At 60.6% G+C, this 16,259-nt stretch carries 13 protein-coding genes and 1 riboswitch; of the genes, 9 read left to right on the forward strand and 4 right to left on the reverse strand.

Annotation, left to right across the window (positions count from 1 at the left end; all coding sequences use genetic code 11):
* Window positions 1-54: 54 nt before the first annotated feature.
* Complete coding sequence (locus tag ACRWA7_RS00165) at window positions 55-2,373, forward strand: FdhF/YdeP family oxidoreductase (RefSeq protein ID WP_438390549.1); 2,319 nt, start codon at window positions 55-57, stop codon at window positions 2,371-2,373.
* Between the two features lies 1 nt (window position 2,374).
* Here the strand turns inward: ACRWA7_RS00165 and ACRWA7_RS00170 are convergent, their stop codons facing one another.
* Complete coding sequence (locus ACRWA7_RS00170; RefSeq protein ID WP_438390550.1) at window positions 2,375-3,907, reverse strand: class I adenylate-forming enzyme family protein; 1,533 nt, start codon at window positions 3,905-3,907, stop codon at window positions 2,375-2,377.
* A gap of 12 nt (window positions 3,908-3,919) precedes the next feature.
* Between ACRWA7_RS00170 and ACRWA7_RS00175 the strand changes: the two genes are divergently transcribed.
* The 3 genes from ACRWA7_RS00175 to ACRWA7_RS00185 are packed head-to-tail and all read left to right on the forward strand — an operon-like array spanning window position 3,920 to window position 6,435.
* The gene (locus ACRWA7_RS00175) at window positions 3,920-4,588 is read left to right on the forward strand and encodes a hypothetical protein (protein WP_438390551.1); all 669 of its coding nucleotides are present in this window, start codon (window positions 3,920-3,922) and stop codon (window positions 4,586-4,588) included.
* Between the two features lie 54 nt (window positions 4,589-4,642).
* Window positions 4,643-5,677, forward strand: a complete 1,035-nt coding sequence (locus ACRWA7_RS00180) for a M14 family zinc carboxypeptidase (RefSeq protein WP_438390552.1) — start codon at window positions 4,643-4,645, stop codon at window positions 5,675-5,677.
* The gene (locus ACRWA7_RS00185) at window positions 5,674-6,435 is read left to right on the forward strand and encodes an alpha/beta fold hydrolase (RefSeq protein ID WP_438390553.1); all 762 of its coding nucleotides are present in this window, start codon (window positions 5,674-5,676) and stop codon (window positions 6,433-6,435) included. The genes ACRWA7_RS00180 and ACRWA7_RS00185 overlap by 4 nt, the downstream gene beginning before the upstream one ends.
* A gap of 111 nt (window positions 6,436-6,546) precedes the next feature.
* Here ACRWA7_RS00185 and ACRWA7_RS00190 read toward each other — a convergent pair whose 3' ends face one another.
* Together ACRWA7_RS00190 and ACRWA7_RS00195 are read right to left on the reverse strand one after the other, a co-directional pair.
* The gene (locus ACRWA7_RS00190) at window positions 6,547-7,893 is read right to left on the reverse strand and encodes a glycerophosphodiester phosphodiesterase family protein (RefSeq protein WP_438391061.1); all 1,347 of its coding nucleotides are present in this window, start codon (window positions 7,891-7,893) and stop codon (window positions 6,547-6,549) included.
* A 276-nt stretch (window positions 7,894-8,169) separates the two neighbouring features.
* Entirely contained in the window at window positions 8,170-8,622 is a 453-nt protein-coding gene (locus ACRWA7_RS00195) for a MarR family winged helix-turn-helix transcriptional regulator (RefSeq protein WP_438390554.1), read from the reverse strand.
* Between the two features lie 143 nt (window positions 8,623-8,765).
* Here ACRWA7_RS00195 and ACRWA7_RS00200 point away from each other — a divergent pair, with 143 nt between their 5' ends.
* Window positions 8,766-9,758: a ketopantoate reductase family protein gene (locus tag ACRWA7_RS00200; RefSeq protein ID WP_438390555.1), complete on the forward strand. Its 993-nt coding sequence runs from the start codon at window positions 8,766-8,768 to the stop codon at window positions 9,756-9,758.
* A 5-nt stretch (window positions 9,759-9,763) separates the two neighbouring features.
* Here the strand turns inward: ACRWA7_RS00200 and ACRWA7_RS00205 are convergent, their stop codons facing one another.
* Window positions 9,764-10,738: a bifunctional helix-turn-helix transcriptional regulator/GNAT family N-acetyltransferase gene (locus tag ACRWA7_RS00205; protein WP_438390556.1), complete on the reverse strand. Its 975-nt coding sequence runs from the start codon at window positions 10,736-10,738 to the stop codon at window positions 9,764-9,766.
* A gap of 200 nt (window positions 10,739-10,938) precedes the next feature.
* Window positions 10,939-11,087, forward strand: a riboswitch (adenosylcobalamin (AdoCbl) riboswitch).
* A 217-nt stretch (window positions 11,088-11,304) separates the two neighbouring features.
* On the opposite strand from ACRWA7_RS00205, the gene ACRWA7_RS00210 reads away from it, so the two are divergent.
* Genes ACRWA7_RS00210 through ACRWA7_RS00225 form a run of 4 tightly spaced genes read left to right on the forward strand, consistent with a single transcriptional unit; the run spans window position 11,305 to window position 16,245 of the window.
* Complete coding sequence (locus tag ACRWA7_RS00210; protein ID WP_438390557.1) at window positions 11,305-13,476, forward strand: TonB-dependent receptor; 2,172 nt, start codon at window positions 11,305-11,307, stop codon at window positions 13,474-13,476.
* 2 nt (window positions 13,477-13,478) lie between these two features.
* Entirely contained in the window at window positions 13,479-14,270 is a 792-nt protein-coding gene (locus ACRWA7_RS00215; protein ID WP_438390558.1) for an ABC transporter ATP-binding protein, read from the forward strand.
* Entirely contained in the window at window positions 14,267-15,229 is a 963-nt protein-coding gene (locus ACRWA7_RS00220) for an ABC transporter substrate-binding protein (RefSeq protein WP_438390559.1), read from the forward strand. The genes ACRWA7_RS00215 and ACRWA7_RS00220 overlap by 4 nt, the downstream gene beginning before the upstream one ends.
* A complete protein-coding gene (locus ACRWA7_RS00225; RefSeq protein WP_438390560.1) occupies window positions 15,226-16,245 on the forward strand; it encodes a FecCD family ABC transporter permease in 1,020 nt (339 codons plus the stop codon). Before ACRWA7_RS00220 ends, ACRWA7_RS00225 begins: the two co-directional genes overlap by 4 nt.
* The last annotated feature ends 14 nt before the right edge of the window (window positions 16,246-16,259 follow it).

Below are 16,259 nucleotides of genomic sequence, written 5' to 3' on the forward strand. Positions count from 1 at the left end.
ACAGTAGTCTTGATGTCATCGGCGCAACGCCTCCTGCACACGCGGTTGAATGATATGAAAAAGCCAGAACCTCGCATCGAGCCCTACACGCACCCGGCCGCTGGCTGGGGCGCGCTCAAGTACGTCGCCATCAACCTGCTCAAGGAAAAAGTCTCCGGCGGTAATTACCGCGTTCTTCTCGGCCAGAACCAGCCTGACGGCTTCGACTGCCCGGGCTGCGCGTGGCCGGATCGCGAGCATGCATCCACGTTCGAGTTCTGCGAAAACGGCGTCAAGGCCGTCGCCGCCGAATCCACCAGCAAGCGCGTCACGCCTGCGTTCTTCGAAGACCATACAGTCGAAGCGCTGATGGCGCAGTCGGATTACGAACTGGAACAGCACGGACGTCTCACCGATCCACTCGTCTACGATGCTTCCCGCGACCGCTACGTGCCCATTTCCTGGGACAACGCCTTTGCGCTGATCGCCAGTCATCTGAACCGGCTCGACAACCCCGACCGCGCCGCGTTCTATACATCGGGCCGCGCGAGCAACGAAGCCGCTTTCCTCTATCAGTTATTCGTGCGCATGTACGGCACCAACAACTTTCCCGATTGCTCGAACATGTGCCACGAAGCCACGAGCCGCGGCTTGCCCGTGACGGTCGGCGTTGGCAAGGGAACGGTCACGCTGGAGGATTTCGAGCACGCCGACACGTTGCTGTTGTTCGGCCAGAATCCCGCGACCAACCATCCGCGCATGCTTGGCGAACTGCGCGAATGCGCGAAGCGTGGCGCGACCATCGTGTCCATCAACCCGCTGCGCGAACGGGGCCTCGAACGTTTCGCGAGTCCGCAGCATCCGGTGGAAATGTTGACGGGCGGCAGCACGAAAATCAGCTCCGTGTTCATCCGTCCGAAAATCGGCGGCGATTTCGCGCTGATCAAAGGCGTGGCCAAGCGCGTGATCGAACTCGACGACGAAGCCCTGAAACAAGGTACGTCACGCGTCCTGGACGTGGATTTCATCGCCGAGCATACGGTGGGTTTCGAAGCCTTCGCGGACGATCTTCGCGCCGAGAACTGGGATGCTATCGTCGCGGAATCCGGCGTGCCGATTGAAGACGTTTTACAGCTCGCCGATATCTACGTGCGCGGCCGCGCCGTGATTTCAACGTGGGGCATGGGCCTCACGCAGCACAAGAATTCGGTGCCGACGGTGCAGATCCTGTCGAACCTGATGATGATGCGCGGCAACATTGGCAAGCTAGGCGCGGGACTGTGCCCGGTGCGCGGCCATTCGAACGTGCAAGGCGACCGGACCGTGGGGATTGAAGAAAGGCCCACGCAGGAATTCCTGGATCGCCTTGGCGCTGCGTATGATTTCGAGCCGCCGCGCGAACATGGTTATGACGTGGTGCGTTCGATTGAAGCAATGCTCGCTGGCGATGCGAAAGTTTTCATCGGGCTGGGCGGCAATTTTTCGATTGCAACGCCCGACACGCCGCGCGTCTGGGAAGCGATGCGCTCGTGCGACCTCACCGTGCACATCACGACCAAGCTCAACCGCAGCCACCTGGTCCACGGCCGCGACGCGCTCATTTTGCCAACGCTCGGACGCACCGAGATCGACATGCAGAACGGCGTGCCGCAAGGCGTCAGCGTCGAGGATTCAATGAGCATGGTCCACATTTCGTACGGCATGAACCGGCCGGCGTCGCCAAATCTGTTGTCGGAGATCGCGATTGTGGCGCGCATGGCGCATGCAACGCTCGGCAGCGAGAAAGTGGACTGGCTCGCGAATGCAAGCGACTATGCACTGATTCGAGACGGCATCGAGAAGGTGATCGACGGCTTCGAGAATTACAACGAACGCCTGAAGCAGCCGGGCGGTTTTCATCTTGGCGTGGCTTCGCGCGAACGGGTGTGGAATACGCCAACGGGCAAGGCGCAGTTCCTGGTGAACTCCATCGACCTGGATTCGCCGATTCATCGCGCGCGTCATGTGCATGGCGAGCGTTTGATGACGCTCATGACCACGCGCTCGCACGATCAGTACAACACGACCATCTATGGACTCGATGACCGCTATCGCGGCGTGTATGGCCAGCGCCGCGTGCTGTTTGCGAACGCGCTGGACATCGAGATGCTCGGCTTCGAAGCGGGACAGCGCGTGGACATCACGAGTGTCTGGGACGATCACGTGAAGCGTCGTGCCGACGGTTTCCTGCTGGTCGCGTACGACATTCCGCGCGGTTGTCTCGGTGCTTATTACCCTGAGACAAACCCGCTCGTACCGTTGTCAAGCGTTGCCGATGGTGCGGGAACGCCTACGTCGAAATCGATCCCGGTGTTGCTCAAGGCTTCCGCCGTCACGCAACTGGAAGCGGCCTGAGTCAGACCAGCGTCGCGATTCGCGCCACTTCATTGCGATCGATCTTGCCGAGCGCGTTGCGCGGAATCGCATCGACAATCACGACCTGCTCCGGCAGCTTGAATGCGGCAAGTCGCGACTTCATCCAGAGCAGGATTTCGTCGGCCACGGCGGCGGCCGGTGCCGACTTGTCCGTCAGCTTGACCAGCGCCACCACGCGCTGACCTGACGTCTCGTCCGGTGCGCCCGCCACCGCTGCATCGGCCACCGCCTCGTGCTGGATCAGCACGTTTTCCACTTCCACTGGCGATATCTTGTTCGTATCACTAACAATCAAATCCTTGCAACGGCCGACGAAGCGGTAATCACAGTCGGCGTCTTCCACCATCAGGTCGCCGGTCGGAAACCATCCGTCACGCGTGTGGCTCATGATGTCGCCCGGACCGGTCCAGTAGCCGAGGCTCAGGTTCGGGCCGCGCAGATGCAATTCGCCGACCTCGCCCAACCCGACCTGAACGCCGTTTCTGTCAACGAGCTGCGTGCGTCCTGGCACGCCTCGTATCGTCCGCCGGTTGTATCCGAATGCCGTGCTGCCCACGCATTCGGTCAGGCCGTAGGTGTTCTCCAATTGAATATCGAACGTGCTTTCAAATGCTTCGGCAATGTGCGCCCTGCATGCATCACCGCCCACGCCACAGACTTCAAGCGAACGGACATCACGCGCCCTTTTGCGCTGCGCCTCGACCAGCGGCATGCAAAGGAACGGCGCCAGAAATATCGCAGTGCCGCCATGTTCCTCAATGAGATCGAGCACTGCGTCTGCATCGAAACGGCTCAGCAGGACCTCCCTGCAGCCGCTGATCATTGCCACCAGCATCACGAACGTACCTGAGACGTGCGCGACCGGCGTGCTGCCGATGACACATGCGTCGTGGGTCAGCGCCCAAGACTTCGCCGCGCCCGCCACATGCGATATGACGCGCTGGTTGTATGCCACCAGCTTGGGCCGCCCGGTCGTGCCGGACGTTGCGAGCAGCAGGCAAGGTGCGTCGATATCCGCAGGAAGCACAGCGTCTTCTCTCGACGCGTCGTCCATGAGATGACGCCATGAACGCGCACCGTGGTCGTCGGCCACGAAGGTCTTCGTGTGCCCGAGCACGGCAGGATCGATCTGGGACACGACCTCCTGTAAATCCGCTTCGTGTATGAAGACCGCGGGCCGTTGCACGCGCAGAAGTTCAGTCAGTTCCGCGGCCGTGAACTCCGTCTTGAGCGGCGCCACGATCGCGCCGGTCATCATGGCCGCGAACAGGAAAACGGCGTACATGGGCGACGTCCTGACGATCATCGTGATGCGGTCGCCCGGCAGGATTCCGGCGCGCCGCAGTCCGTTGCTCAGGCGGGCGACATCGGTCGCGAGACGCTCGTAGGTCCAGACATCGTCGCCCGCGATCAATGCGATTGCATCGGGTCGCGCGGATGCATGGCGATACAGCGCGTTGAGCGGCGTCTCTGTAGGTGGCGGGATTTCATCGGTAATGAGGCGATATGGCATTGAGGTCTCCCAATGGATAAGGAACACGAATCACGCACGTGCGGCGGCGCAGTTGATGAGGAAACACGCCACCGCCAAGGTTTATTCCGCGCCGGAATCCGGAGGAAGACGAGTCAGGGAAGCTGGAACGTGACTGAAAAGCCGGCCATCCAGCGCAGACAGTGCGGCCATTCCACTTTTTTGAATGCCCGATTAAACCGTATATACTGTTTGTACTATTATTTTTCTGGAGACCTCATGCTTACATCCACCACGAAGAGTTCGAGCAAGAAAGCCGCCGACATTGCGGACACAACGCCGGTCGACGCGGCTCCGGCCAGCGTCAGCAAGCGCAAGGCGAGCACGAAAGCGGTAGAGGCCGCCACCGAAGCTCAGGCGAAAGCCGCCAAGACGCCTGCCAAATCGAAGACGAAAGCCGCACCGGCCGAGTCTGTTCCTCAAGAAAAAAACAAGCGCGCGAAGAAGGAAAAAGTCGTGCGCGACAGTTTCACCATGCCGAAATCCGATTACGAAAAGATCGCGGCGCTCAAGCAAAAATGCCTCGCTAATGGCGTGCATGTGAAAAAAGGTGAGTTGTTGCGGGCTGGATTGCTCATACTTGAGGCTGCGAACATCGAACAGCTTACTGCTGCGGTTGCCGCCGTCGAAACCGTCAAGACGGGCAGGCCAGGCAAGTCCTGAGCGCCAGAACGGCGGCATGAAGCTGCCGCCGTAATCAAATCAACAGGGCGTGGCATGAGCACTTTACGCGTGGCGTCCGACAGCTTTTCGGAGCTTGACGATCTCAAGGCGATCCTGACCGCGGGCGCAAAGCGCCTGCACATGCACACGGTCGGCGAGGTGCATGCGGGCGCGCGCACCTTCCCCATCCTGACCGCAACCATTGGCTCGGATGATCCGCAAGCGCCGGCCATCGGTTTCTTCGGCGGCGTGCATGGACTGGAGCGCATTGGCACGCAACTGATTCTGGACTATATGCGCGCGTTGCTGCGGCGTCTCGAATGGGATGAACTGCTGAATCAGCAACTGCAGTCAGTGCGGCTCGTCTTCATGCCTATCGTGAACCCGGGCGGCATGTGGGCGAACACGCGTTCGAATCCGAACGGCGTCGACCTGATGCGCAATGCGCCCCAAAACGCCGAGGGCCGCGTGCCTTTTCTTGCGGGCGGACAGCGGATTGGTTCGTGGCTGCCGTGGTATCGCGGAGCGCGAAACCAAGCGCTCGAAGTCGAAAGCGAGGCGTTGCTTCGGGTCGTCAAGGAAGAATTATTGAGCCGCCCGCTCAGCTTCGCGCTCGATTGCCATTCGGGCTACGGCTGGGACGACAGCATCTGGTTTCCGTACGCGCGCACGCAACGGCAAATGCCGCATCTTCCCGAGATGTACCAGCTAAAGATCATGTTCGAGCAGGCGTATCCGCATCACGGTTACGCGTTCGAGCCGCAGAGTCATCAATATCTGCTTCACGGAGACTTGTGGGACTGCGCATATGACCAGACGCCGCCGCCCAACGTTTTCCTGCCGATGACGCTGGAACTCGGCTCATGGCGCTGGATCCGGAAAAACCCGCGCCAGCTTTTCTCGCGTCTCGGCATGTTCAATCCCGTCAAGGCGCACCGCGTGGAACGCGTGCTGCGCCGTCACGCGAATTTCTTCGATTTCCTGACGCGCGCTGCGTTTGCCTCGAACCGATGGATGCCGAAGGGCGACGCCCGTGCGCCGATTCTCGAGCGTGCTATGGAACACTGGCAACGCAAGTCGTCGCGATGAGCGCCTGGATCCTGCTGCGCGGACTGACGCGCGAAGGGCGCCATTGGGGCAGGTTCGTGGAGCATCTTCGCGTTGAAGCAGCGTTATCCGGCGACCAGGTCACGTTGCTCGACTTGCCTGGAAATGGCTGCGAAAACGCGTCGGCCGCGCCGCTGAACGTGTCCGGCATGACCGCTTTCGTCCGTTCTCGCGCGAAGGCGGCCGGATTGAAACCGCCTTACCGGTTGCTCGCCATGTCGCTCGGCGGCATGGTCGCAACCGACTGGGCGCAGCGTCATGCGCAGGACATAGAAAGGCTCGTGCTGATCAACACGAGCATGCGGCCGTTTGCGGCCATGCATGAGCGCCTGCAGCTCGCCGCGTGGCCGCAGTTGATGCGCGCGGCTGCATTGTGGAACGATCCGCTTCGATGCGAAGGCATCATCCACGGCGTCACGTGCAATCGCACGGATACCTTCGACGACGACCTCGCCATGTGGAGCACGATCCGCCGCGTCGCGCCGGTGAGCGCGAAAAACGCGTTGCGCCAGCTTTGGGCGGCGGCGCGCTTTCGAGCCGGCGAACGCGCGCCTGAGTGTCCAACACTGCTGCTGTCATCGAAGGCCGATCATCTCGTCAAGGCGGTCTGTTCGGATCGGATCGCGCAGCAATGGCGGGCCGAACACAAGCAGCACGCGTGGGCGGGCCACGATCTGCCTCACGACGATCCCGCATGGACCGCAAGCGCAATCGCCGAATGGCTGCGCACGCTACATTGAAAGCGTATTAACGGATTCGGGAATTCGCGTGTAAAGCGCGATAACCGGATTCAATGTGACTTCCCAATAAGAACCGCGGCGGCCAGTAATCGACCGCCGCGCGCAGAACGCTCAACGGCCGAGTTCCTTCAAATAGGCCGCGCGCGCAGCCACGCCGGTATTCGCGAAGTCGGAGAACACGCCGTCCACGCCCAGCCTGTAGAACTTCAGATATTCCGCGCTCGGGTCGCCCTGATAATCGGCCGCCAGATACTTTTTCTCGTTGCGGAACGTGAAGATATGAACGAACAAGCCGGCCTTGTGCGCGTCACTGATCACAGTCGTCGCAGGCTGCGTGGTCGCTGCCGTTGTCGATCCGGAGAACGGCGTGCCGTCCGGATTCGTCGCGGGAAACGGCGTGATTTTCAGCGGCACGATCTGCGGCTTCCAGGGGCCGATTCCGTCGGCATAAGTTTTGATCTCGGCAAGACCCGCGGGCGTGAGCATGACGTCGAACCAGCGCGGATCGCCGGCCACGGTCCAGTCGAACGGACGGCTGTCGGTGATCTCGTTGTAGATGACCGCGCCCGTCTTGTAGTCGGTGTCGAAGCCATCGATCAGTTGCACGACCTTCGTATTCAGTCCGTGGCTGCGCATGTATTTCAGGCTGCCCGGCTCGAAGCTCTGCACGAAAATGGGGGCCGTCCGGGTGTTCAGGCCGTTGTCGTTGAGGATCTTGATCAACGCGTCTTCCAACGGATGACTGCCCGGCGCGCCACACCCGTTCGCGATTGCCTGCGCGTTGTTCCAGGTCGGATTCTTGGTTTCCGGATACACGGAGATCGGCCGCCCGGTCGACGCGCTCTTTGCCTTGGCGATATCGATGATCTGCTGAAACGTCAGCACCGGATACTTGCCGTTGAATTCGGTGGGACGCTCGCTGGCGGCGTCGAAGGTCGTGCCGCCAATCAGCGTGGTCAGTTCCTGCGCGGTGAAATCGGTGACGGACCAGTCGTTCGTGTGATCTTCGCCATCCACAATCAGGGACTTGAGCACCGACTTCGGGTCAGCGGGATTCGTGAGGTCGGTTAGATATTGCGAAGGCCCCGAGGTAGGCGTTGTCGCCCATTTGACGTTGACCAACACGCCCGGGACCACGCGTTTGCGGGCCGCCACCGACGCATTGGTCCTGGCGACATCGGCAATGTTGGTGTTGTCGGAGAGCCAGGGATTATGACGTGCAACCAGCACGCAATCCTTCGACAGGTGCAAGTCTTCTTCCAGCGCGTCCGCGCCGTTATCGGCTGCAAGTTCATAGGACGGTTGCGTTTCTTCAGGCCGCAAACCCGGCAATCCACGATGCCCGATAACGAGCGGCTGCTTGCCGTCCAGTGTTGAAAAAGCCGTCACCGACGGCGGGTTAGCGTTGTCGTCGTTGCCGTTGCAGCCCGCAAGCACGCTCAAGCCGAGAAGAGCCATTGTTGCGGCGACGCGTCCGAGCGGGAAAGGCAGCTTTTTATGCTTTCGTTCGTATTTCATGTAGTTTCCCGTAAGGTGTTTTAATTCTTACGGATTATTGCCAGCGCTCAGTGACGGTGATGTGACTTCGCAGCGCAAAGCCCCGCTGTTCAATCTCCTGGCGGATCCTGTTTATAGCGAGCGCGTGCATGACCGTAAAGTTCACGCGCCAGGCAAGAGCTTAAGGTCAGGAGAATGTGTACGTATTTTGAAATTAATGAAAGCAAGCATTGAACTTCATTCGACTGCCTCTTCGGCGCATTGCGCATCGACAAGTCTTGCGAGCATTGAATGGATCGCTTTGCGTTCGGCGGGCAGCAGCGCCGCCAGGATCTCGTCGTTTTGCGTTTTCGCAATGACGGTGGCACGTGCATAGGTTCGCTTGCCCTTCGTGGTCAGCGTAACGACAACACCACGGCCATCGGTTGTGTTCGACGTCTTTTGCACCAGTCCTTTCTTCTCAAGAATGTCAGTTGCGCGGCTGGCCTGACTGCGGTCCAGATTCGATGCCCGTCCAAGATCGGATACAGAAAGCGCGCCAAACGAACCCACGCTCAGCAAGACGCGGGCTTCGGTCAACGTCAACGAGATGCCGTTGCTGAATGCCCCGTTCATGGCCTTGTCGGTCTGTTTCTTAAGCATATGCAACCGATAGGTAAACAGGCTTTGAATCATGATCGTATCGTTCATTCCTTTCCTCCGGCATCCGCCCTTTTTATGGCAACGCACATGTATTGGATTTCCGATGCTTGCGCACGCATCAATTAATCGATAGCATCAGCTTAGCGTAATCCCGGATCAACGTGACAGGGATCGCTTCAGGAGGCGGAGTTTTGACCAGGCACGATTCGAAGATCACTGTAGTCGGCGGCGGCGCCATTGGCGGTATCGTGGCAGCCCGGCTTGCGCGCGCGGGCGTGCCGGTCAGTCTGCTTGCGCGAGGCGCGCATCTGGACGCCATAAAGCGCGACGGCCTTTCGGTAATCGATGGCGACGATCGTTACGTGATCGACCTTCATGCGACCGACCTGCCCGACACATTGGGCGTACAGGATCTGTTGTTCATCTGCCTGAAAGGACCCGCCCTGACTGCGGCCGCCGCTTCGCTGAAGCCGCTGGTCGGCCCCGGCACGCATATCGTGTCGGTCATGAACGGGGTGCCGTGGTGGTATCTCCACGAATTTGGCGGCGCGCTCGCGGGTCAACGTCTCGAGTCGGTGGATCCGGCAGGCGCGGTATTGGCAGTGCTGCCGCCGTCGCAAGCTTCTGGATGCGTCGTGCATATTTCATCGTCGATTGCAGAGCCAGGCGTGATCAGGAAAGGCCACGGCAATGAGCTGATCATCGGGCCCGGGTCTGCGCGGCTCGCTGATCGCGCAGCCAACGCCATAGAGCTTTTGCGCCGCGCCCGGTTTGACGTGGTTGCCTCCAACGACATTCGTCGCGACATCTGGGTCAAGCTGTGGGGCAACATGACCATGAATCCGATCAGCGCAATCACGCGCTCGACCGGCGACGTGATCCTCGACGATCCGCTCACGAAGGAACTCGTGGTTGCCGTCATGGAAGAAGCGCGGCGCATTGGCAAGGCGATCGGGATTGAACTGACCATGACCACCGACGCCCGCAACGCGCTGACACGCAAGCTCGGCGCGTTCAAGACGTCGATGCTTCAGGACGTGGAAGCCGGCCGCCAGTTGGAGATCGAAGCGATTCTTGGCGCGCCCTGTGAGATTGCATCGAAGGCGGGAATTCCAGCGCCGTTCCTGAGCGTGTTGTATGGCCTTGTGGGGCAGTTGAACGCAAACCTCGTCAGGCGAACCTGATCGCATCAAAGCAAGACCGTACCGCGACTGAACCGTTGCTCCACGACTTTGCTTCCCCACTGATCTCCTTCGGCTTCTTCGATCAATCGAAAGCCAAACGACTCGTAAAGATGGCGCGCCGCATCCAGACCCTTGAACGTCCAGAGATATGTTTCGCTGAATCGTTCATCGACATAGTTCATGGCGTATGACATCAGTTGCCGCCCGACGCCGCAACCGCGCAGCGAATCGTCCACAATGAACCATCGCAAATGGGCAACGCCTGTGTTTTCGTTTCCATCGATTGCCAGCGAAGCGAGAACGCGATCATTTTCAATGTAGAGCCATAGCGCCTTGCCATTGGCTGGCAATGAACCGGCAAACGCCGCAAGCTCTGTCGCTACCTTCTTTTCGAAGAACACGCCAAAATTCCAGTGCGCCGAATAGAACCGTGCGTGCAAGCTTGCAATGTCACCAATACAGCCCGGCCGATACCCTTCCTGAATCCCCGTCTCCGCGATATCTCGGGCCACCGTTTCAGCAGCGTTGTCCTGCGCGAGCGCGTCGGCGTAGAGCGCGAGAGAACGGACCAGGGCCTGCTGGTCGAAGGGCGCCATGCGCCGGAGCGCGCTGGATACCTGATCCGTCGCAAACCGGTCGATTTTTTTCCGGAGCTTCTGCCCTGCCTCCGTCAAATACAACCCGGACGAACGGGCATCGTCTTTTGCGACCTCGCGCCTCACGAGCGCGCCAGCTTCCAGCTTGGCTACCTGCCTGCTCGTATTCGATTTATCCAGACGCAGGATGTTGCCCAAGGCTTTGGCGCTTATCCCTGGCGCCGTTCCAATTTCAATGATCGCGTGTACCGCGGACGGAGCGAGATCGCTGTCGGCCAGCGTTGCTCGCATGAAACCAAGCTCGCGAACCAGTTTTCGGGAGAAATTCCGGAGTTCGAGAATCGTGGTTTCTCGCGGCTTGGCGGGGATATCGACAAAGTCCATGATCGGCCCAATTGGTTGCGGTTCGCAACCAATATAGTTGTGAGCCGCAACTTGTGCAAGCTTGCGTTGCGAGCTTAGATCCATTGGTCATCGAAATAATCTGGTTTCTTCCGACGACGAATGTAATAATATTACATCGCATCTGGAGGCTGTCCGATCGCTGGTTTGTTTCGAAACTTGTCTTACGTCGATCACTTTCGCACGTAAAATGCGCGGCTACGACGTTTGGAAGCCGGCGAGAATCCGGCGCGGTCGCGCCACTGTGACTGGCCCTTTGGGGTCGGAAGTCAGACCTGGGCGTCGTAATCCAGCCAATTTTGATGGGGCGCGAAACCCCTGGAGAACCTCGCATGACCGACGCTGCCAGCGTTATCCATTTCCCTGCAAGTCCCTGTTGTCCCGATCAATCGCGTTTGCCATCCAGCGGCCGATATCCGCCCTTGGACAAAGCAACACGAACAGCTTGATTCGATTGGTCGCGGCCATGCCGTGAATCGTCAGCGCTCACACAACAGAAGTCATCGCTGCCTCGCGCGGCGAGACACGCATACGCTTTGGGGAACAAGATGGGACGAAACTGGAATTCGGCGCATAGCAGCCGGAGAAGCCGGTGCGGTTATCAATCGCGCCGTCCGAAGAGAACCGCGCTCGCGGTCCTATGTGTGCTCAGTGCGTCGCCGGTATTTGCCGATGAGACCACATCGACATTGCCGCCCGTCGTGGTGAACGACACGAACAGCATCGATACCGCGCCGCTCGCAACGCCCACACACACTGGCTCGCGCCTTGGTCTTTCGAGCCTGGACACGCCCGCGAGCGTGGAGACCGTCACCGTAAAACAGATCGCGGAACGCGGCGACCAGAGCGTCTCGGACGCCGTCACGCGCGCGACCGGATTTGTCAGCGACGGCTCGCCCGGCAATGGCGGCACGGCGTTGAGCGTGCGCGGCTTCAGCGGCCAGGAATCCGTCATGACACTCTATGACGGCACCCGCCTGTACCCGGGCGCGGGCACCATGACCTACCCTTTCGATACGTGGTCCGTCGATCGCATTGAAGTATTGCGCGGGCCTGCGTCAGTGCTGTATGGCGAGGGCGCGATAGGCGGCGTCGTGAATGTCGTGCCGAAGCAGCCGCAGCGCGACCATGCAACGACGGTGCAATTGGGTATTGGTACGGAAGGCCAGAAGCACGTTGCCTTCGATACCACGGGCGCGCTCGGCGCCATGCTCTCCTACCGCTTCTATGTCAGCGACAACCGCTCGAACGGCTGGGTGGATCGGGGTGAATCGCACACGACCGCGCTTGGCGGCGCGTTGAAACTCGATGTTTCGCCGCGCCTGTCTTTCACGCTCGACTATGACTACGGGCGCCAGCGGCCCGCGACTTATCTCGGTACGCCGGTGAACGACGGCGCGCTCGATACCTCGTTGCGCTACAAGAACTACAACGTCGGCAATCCGCTGATTGCCTACATGGATCAGTCGACGCGGCTCTCGGGCATCTATCACGCAACCGATGGCATTACGATTCGCGACCAGCTCTATTACCTGACGACGAACCGGCACTATCGCGATAGTGAAAGCTATCTGCTCGATCCATCGACGCGCGAGATTACGCGCAGCGACTACATCGAGATCATTCATCATGAGCGGCAAATCGGCAATCGTCTCGACGCGACCTTCGATGGCAACGCCATGGGTCACGCGAACCGTTTCGTCATAGGCGCGGAGGCGAACCAGATCACCTTCCAGCGCGACAGCAACACGCCTTTCGATGGTTCGTCGATGGTCAATGCCGACAGCTTCGACCCGGGCGTGTTCGCGAGCAGCGACCCGACCGTGCCGGAGTTCTACACGCGCACCCGGCAAGCCGCCCTCTTCGCCGAAGACCGCTTAGAGTTGACGCCGCGTGTGTCGGTGGTCGGGGGCGCGCGTTATGACTACGTCGATTTCTGGCGCCAGCAACTCGGCAATGGCAGCACTTTCAGCAAGACCTTGTCGAACGCTGGATGGCGTCTCGGACTTGTCTACCAGCTCACGCCGTCGATGTCCGTCTACGGACAATACACGCGCGGCGCCGACAGCGTGGGTTCGTTGATCACAATGTCGCAGGCGCAGACCGCGTTCAAGCTTGCAACTGGACAGCAACTGGAAGCCGGCGTTAAGCAGGACATCATGAACGGTCGCGGCTTCTGGACGCTCGCGCTCTATCAGATCGTGAAGAAGAACCTGTTGAGCCAGGATCCGCTCAATCCCGCGATCCAGCAGCAGGTTGGCGAACAATCGTCGCGCGGCATCGAATGGTCGGGGGCATTCAAGCTCGGCTGGGGATTTTCTATCGAGGCGAATGCGGCCTTGCTGCGCGCCCGCTACGACGACTTCAACGAGACCGTGAACGGCGTCGCGGTATCGCGCGCCGGCAACGTGCCGTTGAACATCCCGGAGCAGACGGCCAACCTGTGGCTGACCTACAGGCCCGCAGCGGACTGGGTAATCGGTTCGGGCCTGCGCTACGTTGGCCGGCGATACGGCGACAATGCCAATTCCGTCGACGTGCCTTCGTACACGGTCTTCGACCTGTCCGCACAATGGCAAGCCACGCGGCAGGTCAACATCGCGCTTTATCTGCGCAACCTTGCCAACCGCGCTTACGCCGTGACCTCGGCGAATAACGGTACGCAATGGCTGCTCGGGCCCGCCCGGTCCGCCGAAGTCGTCGCCACCATGAACTTCTGACCATGTCCTGCGGACTTCACGTCGATCATCTAAGCTGGTCTCCCGCCGAACGCGAGCAGCACCGCCAGGCGCACTTGCTGCGCGAGATCACGCTGGATGTGGAGGCCGGGGAATTCGTCGGCCTGATCGGTCCGAATGGGAGCGGCAAGACCAGCTTGCTGCGCTGCGCATTTCGCTTTTCGAAGCCGCATGAAGGCTCGGTGTCGCTCGATCAGACCGATGTTTGGGGCGCGTCGCCGCGATGGGCCGCGCAGCGTATTGCCGTGTTGCTGCAGGAACTGCCCGATGATTTCGGCCTGACGGTCGAACAGATAGCGCGCATGGGGCGCACGCCGCACAAGCGTCTGCTCGACGGTGCCACGCCTGAGGACGCACGCATTGTTGAAGGCGCGTTGCGCGATGTCGATCTGTGGAGCGCACGGGAACGCGCGTTCGCTTCGCTCTCGGGCGGCGAGAAACAGCGTGCATTGCTGGCGCGCGCGCTGGTGCAGCGCCCAACGGTGCTGATGCTCGATGAACCCACGAACCATCTGGATCTGCGCCATCAAATCGAGTTGCTCAAGCTCGTCAAGGACCAGAACATCACGACGCTCGCCACCATGCACGACCTGAATCTTGCTGCGGCTTTTTGCGACCGGTTATATGTGATCGCGAATGGCGCGATCGTCACGCACGGCAAGCCGCACGACGTGCTGACGCCTGCCATGTTGAAGGCCGTATTCAATGTCGATGCCATCGTGGACCTTCATCCCGTTTCACGATGCCCTCGCATCACCCTCATTCACTCGACATGATCAAACCGTTCACGACTGCGTTGTTGGCGCTGCTGCTGGTCAGTTCGGAAGCACGCGCGGCGCATTATCCGGTCACGGTTCGAAGCTGCAACCGCGAAGTCGTGTTCCAGCATGCGCCCGAACACGCGGTCAGCAACGACGTCAATCTCACGGAGATGATGCTTGCGTTAGGCCTGAAGTCTCGCATGGCGGGTTATACCGGCGTCAGCGGCTGGAGCACAGGCAACGAAGCCTTGCGCGCTCAACTGAAGGGCGTGCCGGAACTCGCGCGGCAATATCCATCGGTTGAAGTGCTGGTCAATGCGGGCGTCGACTTCTATTTCGCCGGATGGAACTACGGCATGCAGGTCGGCGGTCCAGTGACGCCGGCGACACTCGCGCCACTGCACATTGCCGTGTATGAACTGAGCGAATCGTGCGCGCATGTCATGCCTCGTCCCGCCGCTACCTTCAATGACGTCTATGACGATCTGCGTAACCTGGGACGCATCTTCGACGCAGACGCCCAAGCGTCGATGCTGATGGACGACATGCAGAAGCGGCTCGCGATGGTGACGCGGCGCATTGGGAATAACGCCGCGCCGCCGCGCGTCTTCGTTTATGACAGCGGCGAGGACAAGCCCTTCACCGCAGGCGGCCTTGCGATGCCAACCGCATTGATCAAGGCTGCGGGCGGGCGCAATGTGATGGACGACGTGCAGCAAAGCTGGACCCGCGTGAGTTGGGAAAGCGTCGTGGCGCGCAATCCGCAAGCGATCGTGATTGTCGATTACGGCGCGGTAACGGCTGCGCAAAAGATTCAGTTCCTGCTCGATCAACCTGCCTTGCGCAATCTCGATGCAATCCGCGACCGGCGTTTCATCGTGATTCCATACGACAGCGCCACGCCGGGCATTCGCAACGTCGCCGCCGTGGAGACGATTGCGCATGCGCTTCATCCGAAGGCGTTCGCGCAGTGAAGCGCGCCGCTCCGGCTGTGATCGTCGCAAGCCTCGGCGTGGTGCTTGCGGTATCGGTCGTGCTTGCAACCGGCTTCGGTCCCACGTCGATAGCGCCACGTCTGACCGCGCGTATCGTGGCCGCGCATCTGTTGCACGAGCCGGGTGACTGGAACACGTCGCTCGATACCATCGTCTGGCTGATCCGCCTGCCGCGCGTGCTGCTCGCGGGCATCGTGGGCGCAGCGCTCGCGATGGTCGGCGTCGCGCTGCAGGCCGTCACGGCAAACCGCCTCGCCGATCCTCATCTGCTCGGCGTCAGTTCAGGCGCGACGCTCGGCGCGGTGGCCGCAACACTGTTTCTCGGCGCCATCTTTGGCCCGTTCACGCTGTCGATCATGGCGTTCCTGGGCGCGCTGCTCGCAACCGCGATGGTCATTGCATTGGCTCATCGCCAGGGACGGCTTGACTCCGACCGGCTGTTGCTCTCGGGGGTTGCCGTATCGTTTGTGATGCTCGCGGGCGCCAACCTGCTGCTCTATCTCGGCGACCAGCGCGCGGCGTCGTCCATCCTGTTCTGGACGCTGGGCGGCGTAGGCCTTGCGCGCTGGAGCCTGCTTGGCGTGCCTGCATCCATGGCGCTCTTCGGCGGCATTTTGCTGCTCGCGCGCCGGCGCGAACTCAACGCGCTGATGACCGGTGACCTGGCGGCGGTATCGCTGGGCGTTCCGGTAAGCAAGATGCGCTGGGAAATCTTCCTGGTCAGCGCACTCGTCACAGGCGCGATGGTCGCGGTGAGCGGCGCAATAGGTTTTGTCGGACTGGTTACGCCGCACGTGTGCCGTCCGCTGGCGGGCGCGGAACACGGGCGCTTGCTGCCGGTTTCCGCGCTCGCCGGCGCGATCCTGCTGATATGGGCCGATGCCGCCGCGCGCACGCTAATTGCGCCTGAGGACCTTCCCATAGGCGTGGTGACCGCATTGCTCGGCGGCACATTCTTTATTGCATTGATGCGCTTTGGCGGACAGTCGCGATAAGCAGGGAAGTTTGC

This window comes from Caballeronia sp. DA-9 (assembly GCF_051615025.1).
GTDB lineage: Bacteria > Pseudomonadota > Gammaproteobacteria > Burkholderiales > Burkholderiaceae > Caballeronia > Caballeronia sordidicola.

What these genes read in the sequence shown, in the direction of transcription:
- ACRWA7_RS00190 (WP_438391061.1), bottom strand. Translation starts at nt 7,893, where the DNA reads ATGGCTCTTCTCGGCTTGAGCGTGCTTGCGGGCTGCAACGGCAACGAC.
- ACRWA7_RS00195 (WP_438390554.1), bottom strand. Translation starts at nt 8,622, where the DNA reads ATGAACGATACGATCATGATTCAAAGCCTGTTTACCTATCGGTTGCAT.
- ACRWA7_RS00215 (WP_438390558.1), top strand. Translation starts at nt 13,479, where the DNA reads ATGTCCTGCGGACTTCACGTCGATCATCTAAGCTGGTCTCCCGCCGAA.
- ACRWA7_RS00205 (WP_438390556.1), bottom strand. Translation starts at nt 10,738, where the DNA reads ATGGACTTTGTCGATATCCCCGCCAAGCCGCGAGAAACCACGATTCTC.
- ACRWA7_RS00220 (WP_438390559.1), top strand. Translation starts at nt 14,267, where the DNA reads ATGATCAAACCGTTCACGACTGCGTTGTTGGCGCTGCTGCTGGTCAGT.
- ACRWA7_RS00210 (WP_438390557.1), top strand. Translation starts at nt 11,305, where the DNA reads ATGGGACGAAACTGGAATTCGGCGCATAGCAGCCGGAGAAGCCGGTGC.
- ACRWA7_RS00170 (WP_438390550.1), bottom strand. Translation starts at nt 3,907, where the DNA reads ATGCCATATCGCCTCATTACCGATGAAATCCCGCCACCTACAGAGACG.
- ACRWA7_RS00165 (WP_438390549.1), top strand. Translation starts at nt 55, where the DNA reads ATGAAAAAGCCAGAACCTCGCATCGAGCCCTACACGCACCCGGCCGCT.
- ACRWA7_RS00180 (WP_438390552.1), top strand. Translation starts at nt 4,643, where the DNA reads ATGAGCACTTTACGCGTGGCGTCCGACAGCTTTTCGGAGCTTGACGAT.
- ACRWA7_RS00175 (WP_438390551.1), top strand. Translation starts at nt 3,920, where the DNA reads ATGGATAAGGAACACGAATCACGCACGTGCGGCGGCGCAGTTGATGAG.
- ACRWA7_RS00185 (WP_438390553.1), top strand. Translation starts at nt 5,674, where the DNA reads ATGAGCGCCTGGATCCTGCTGCGCGGACTGACGCGCGAAGGGCGCCAT.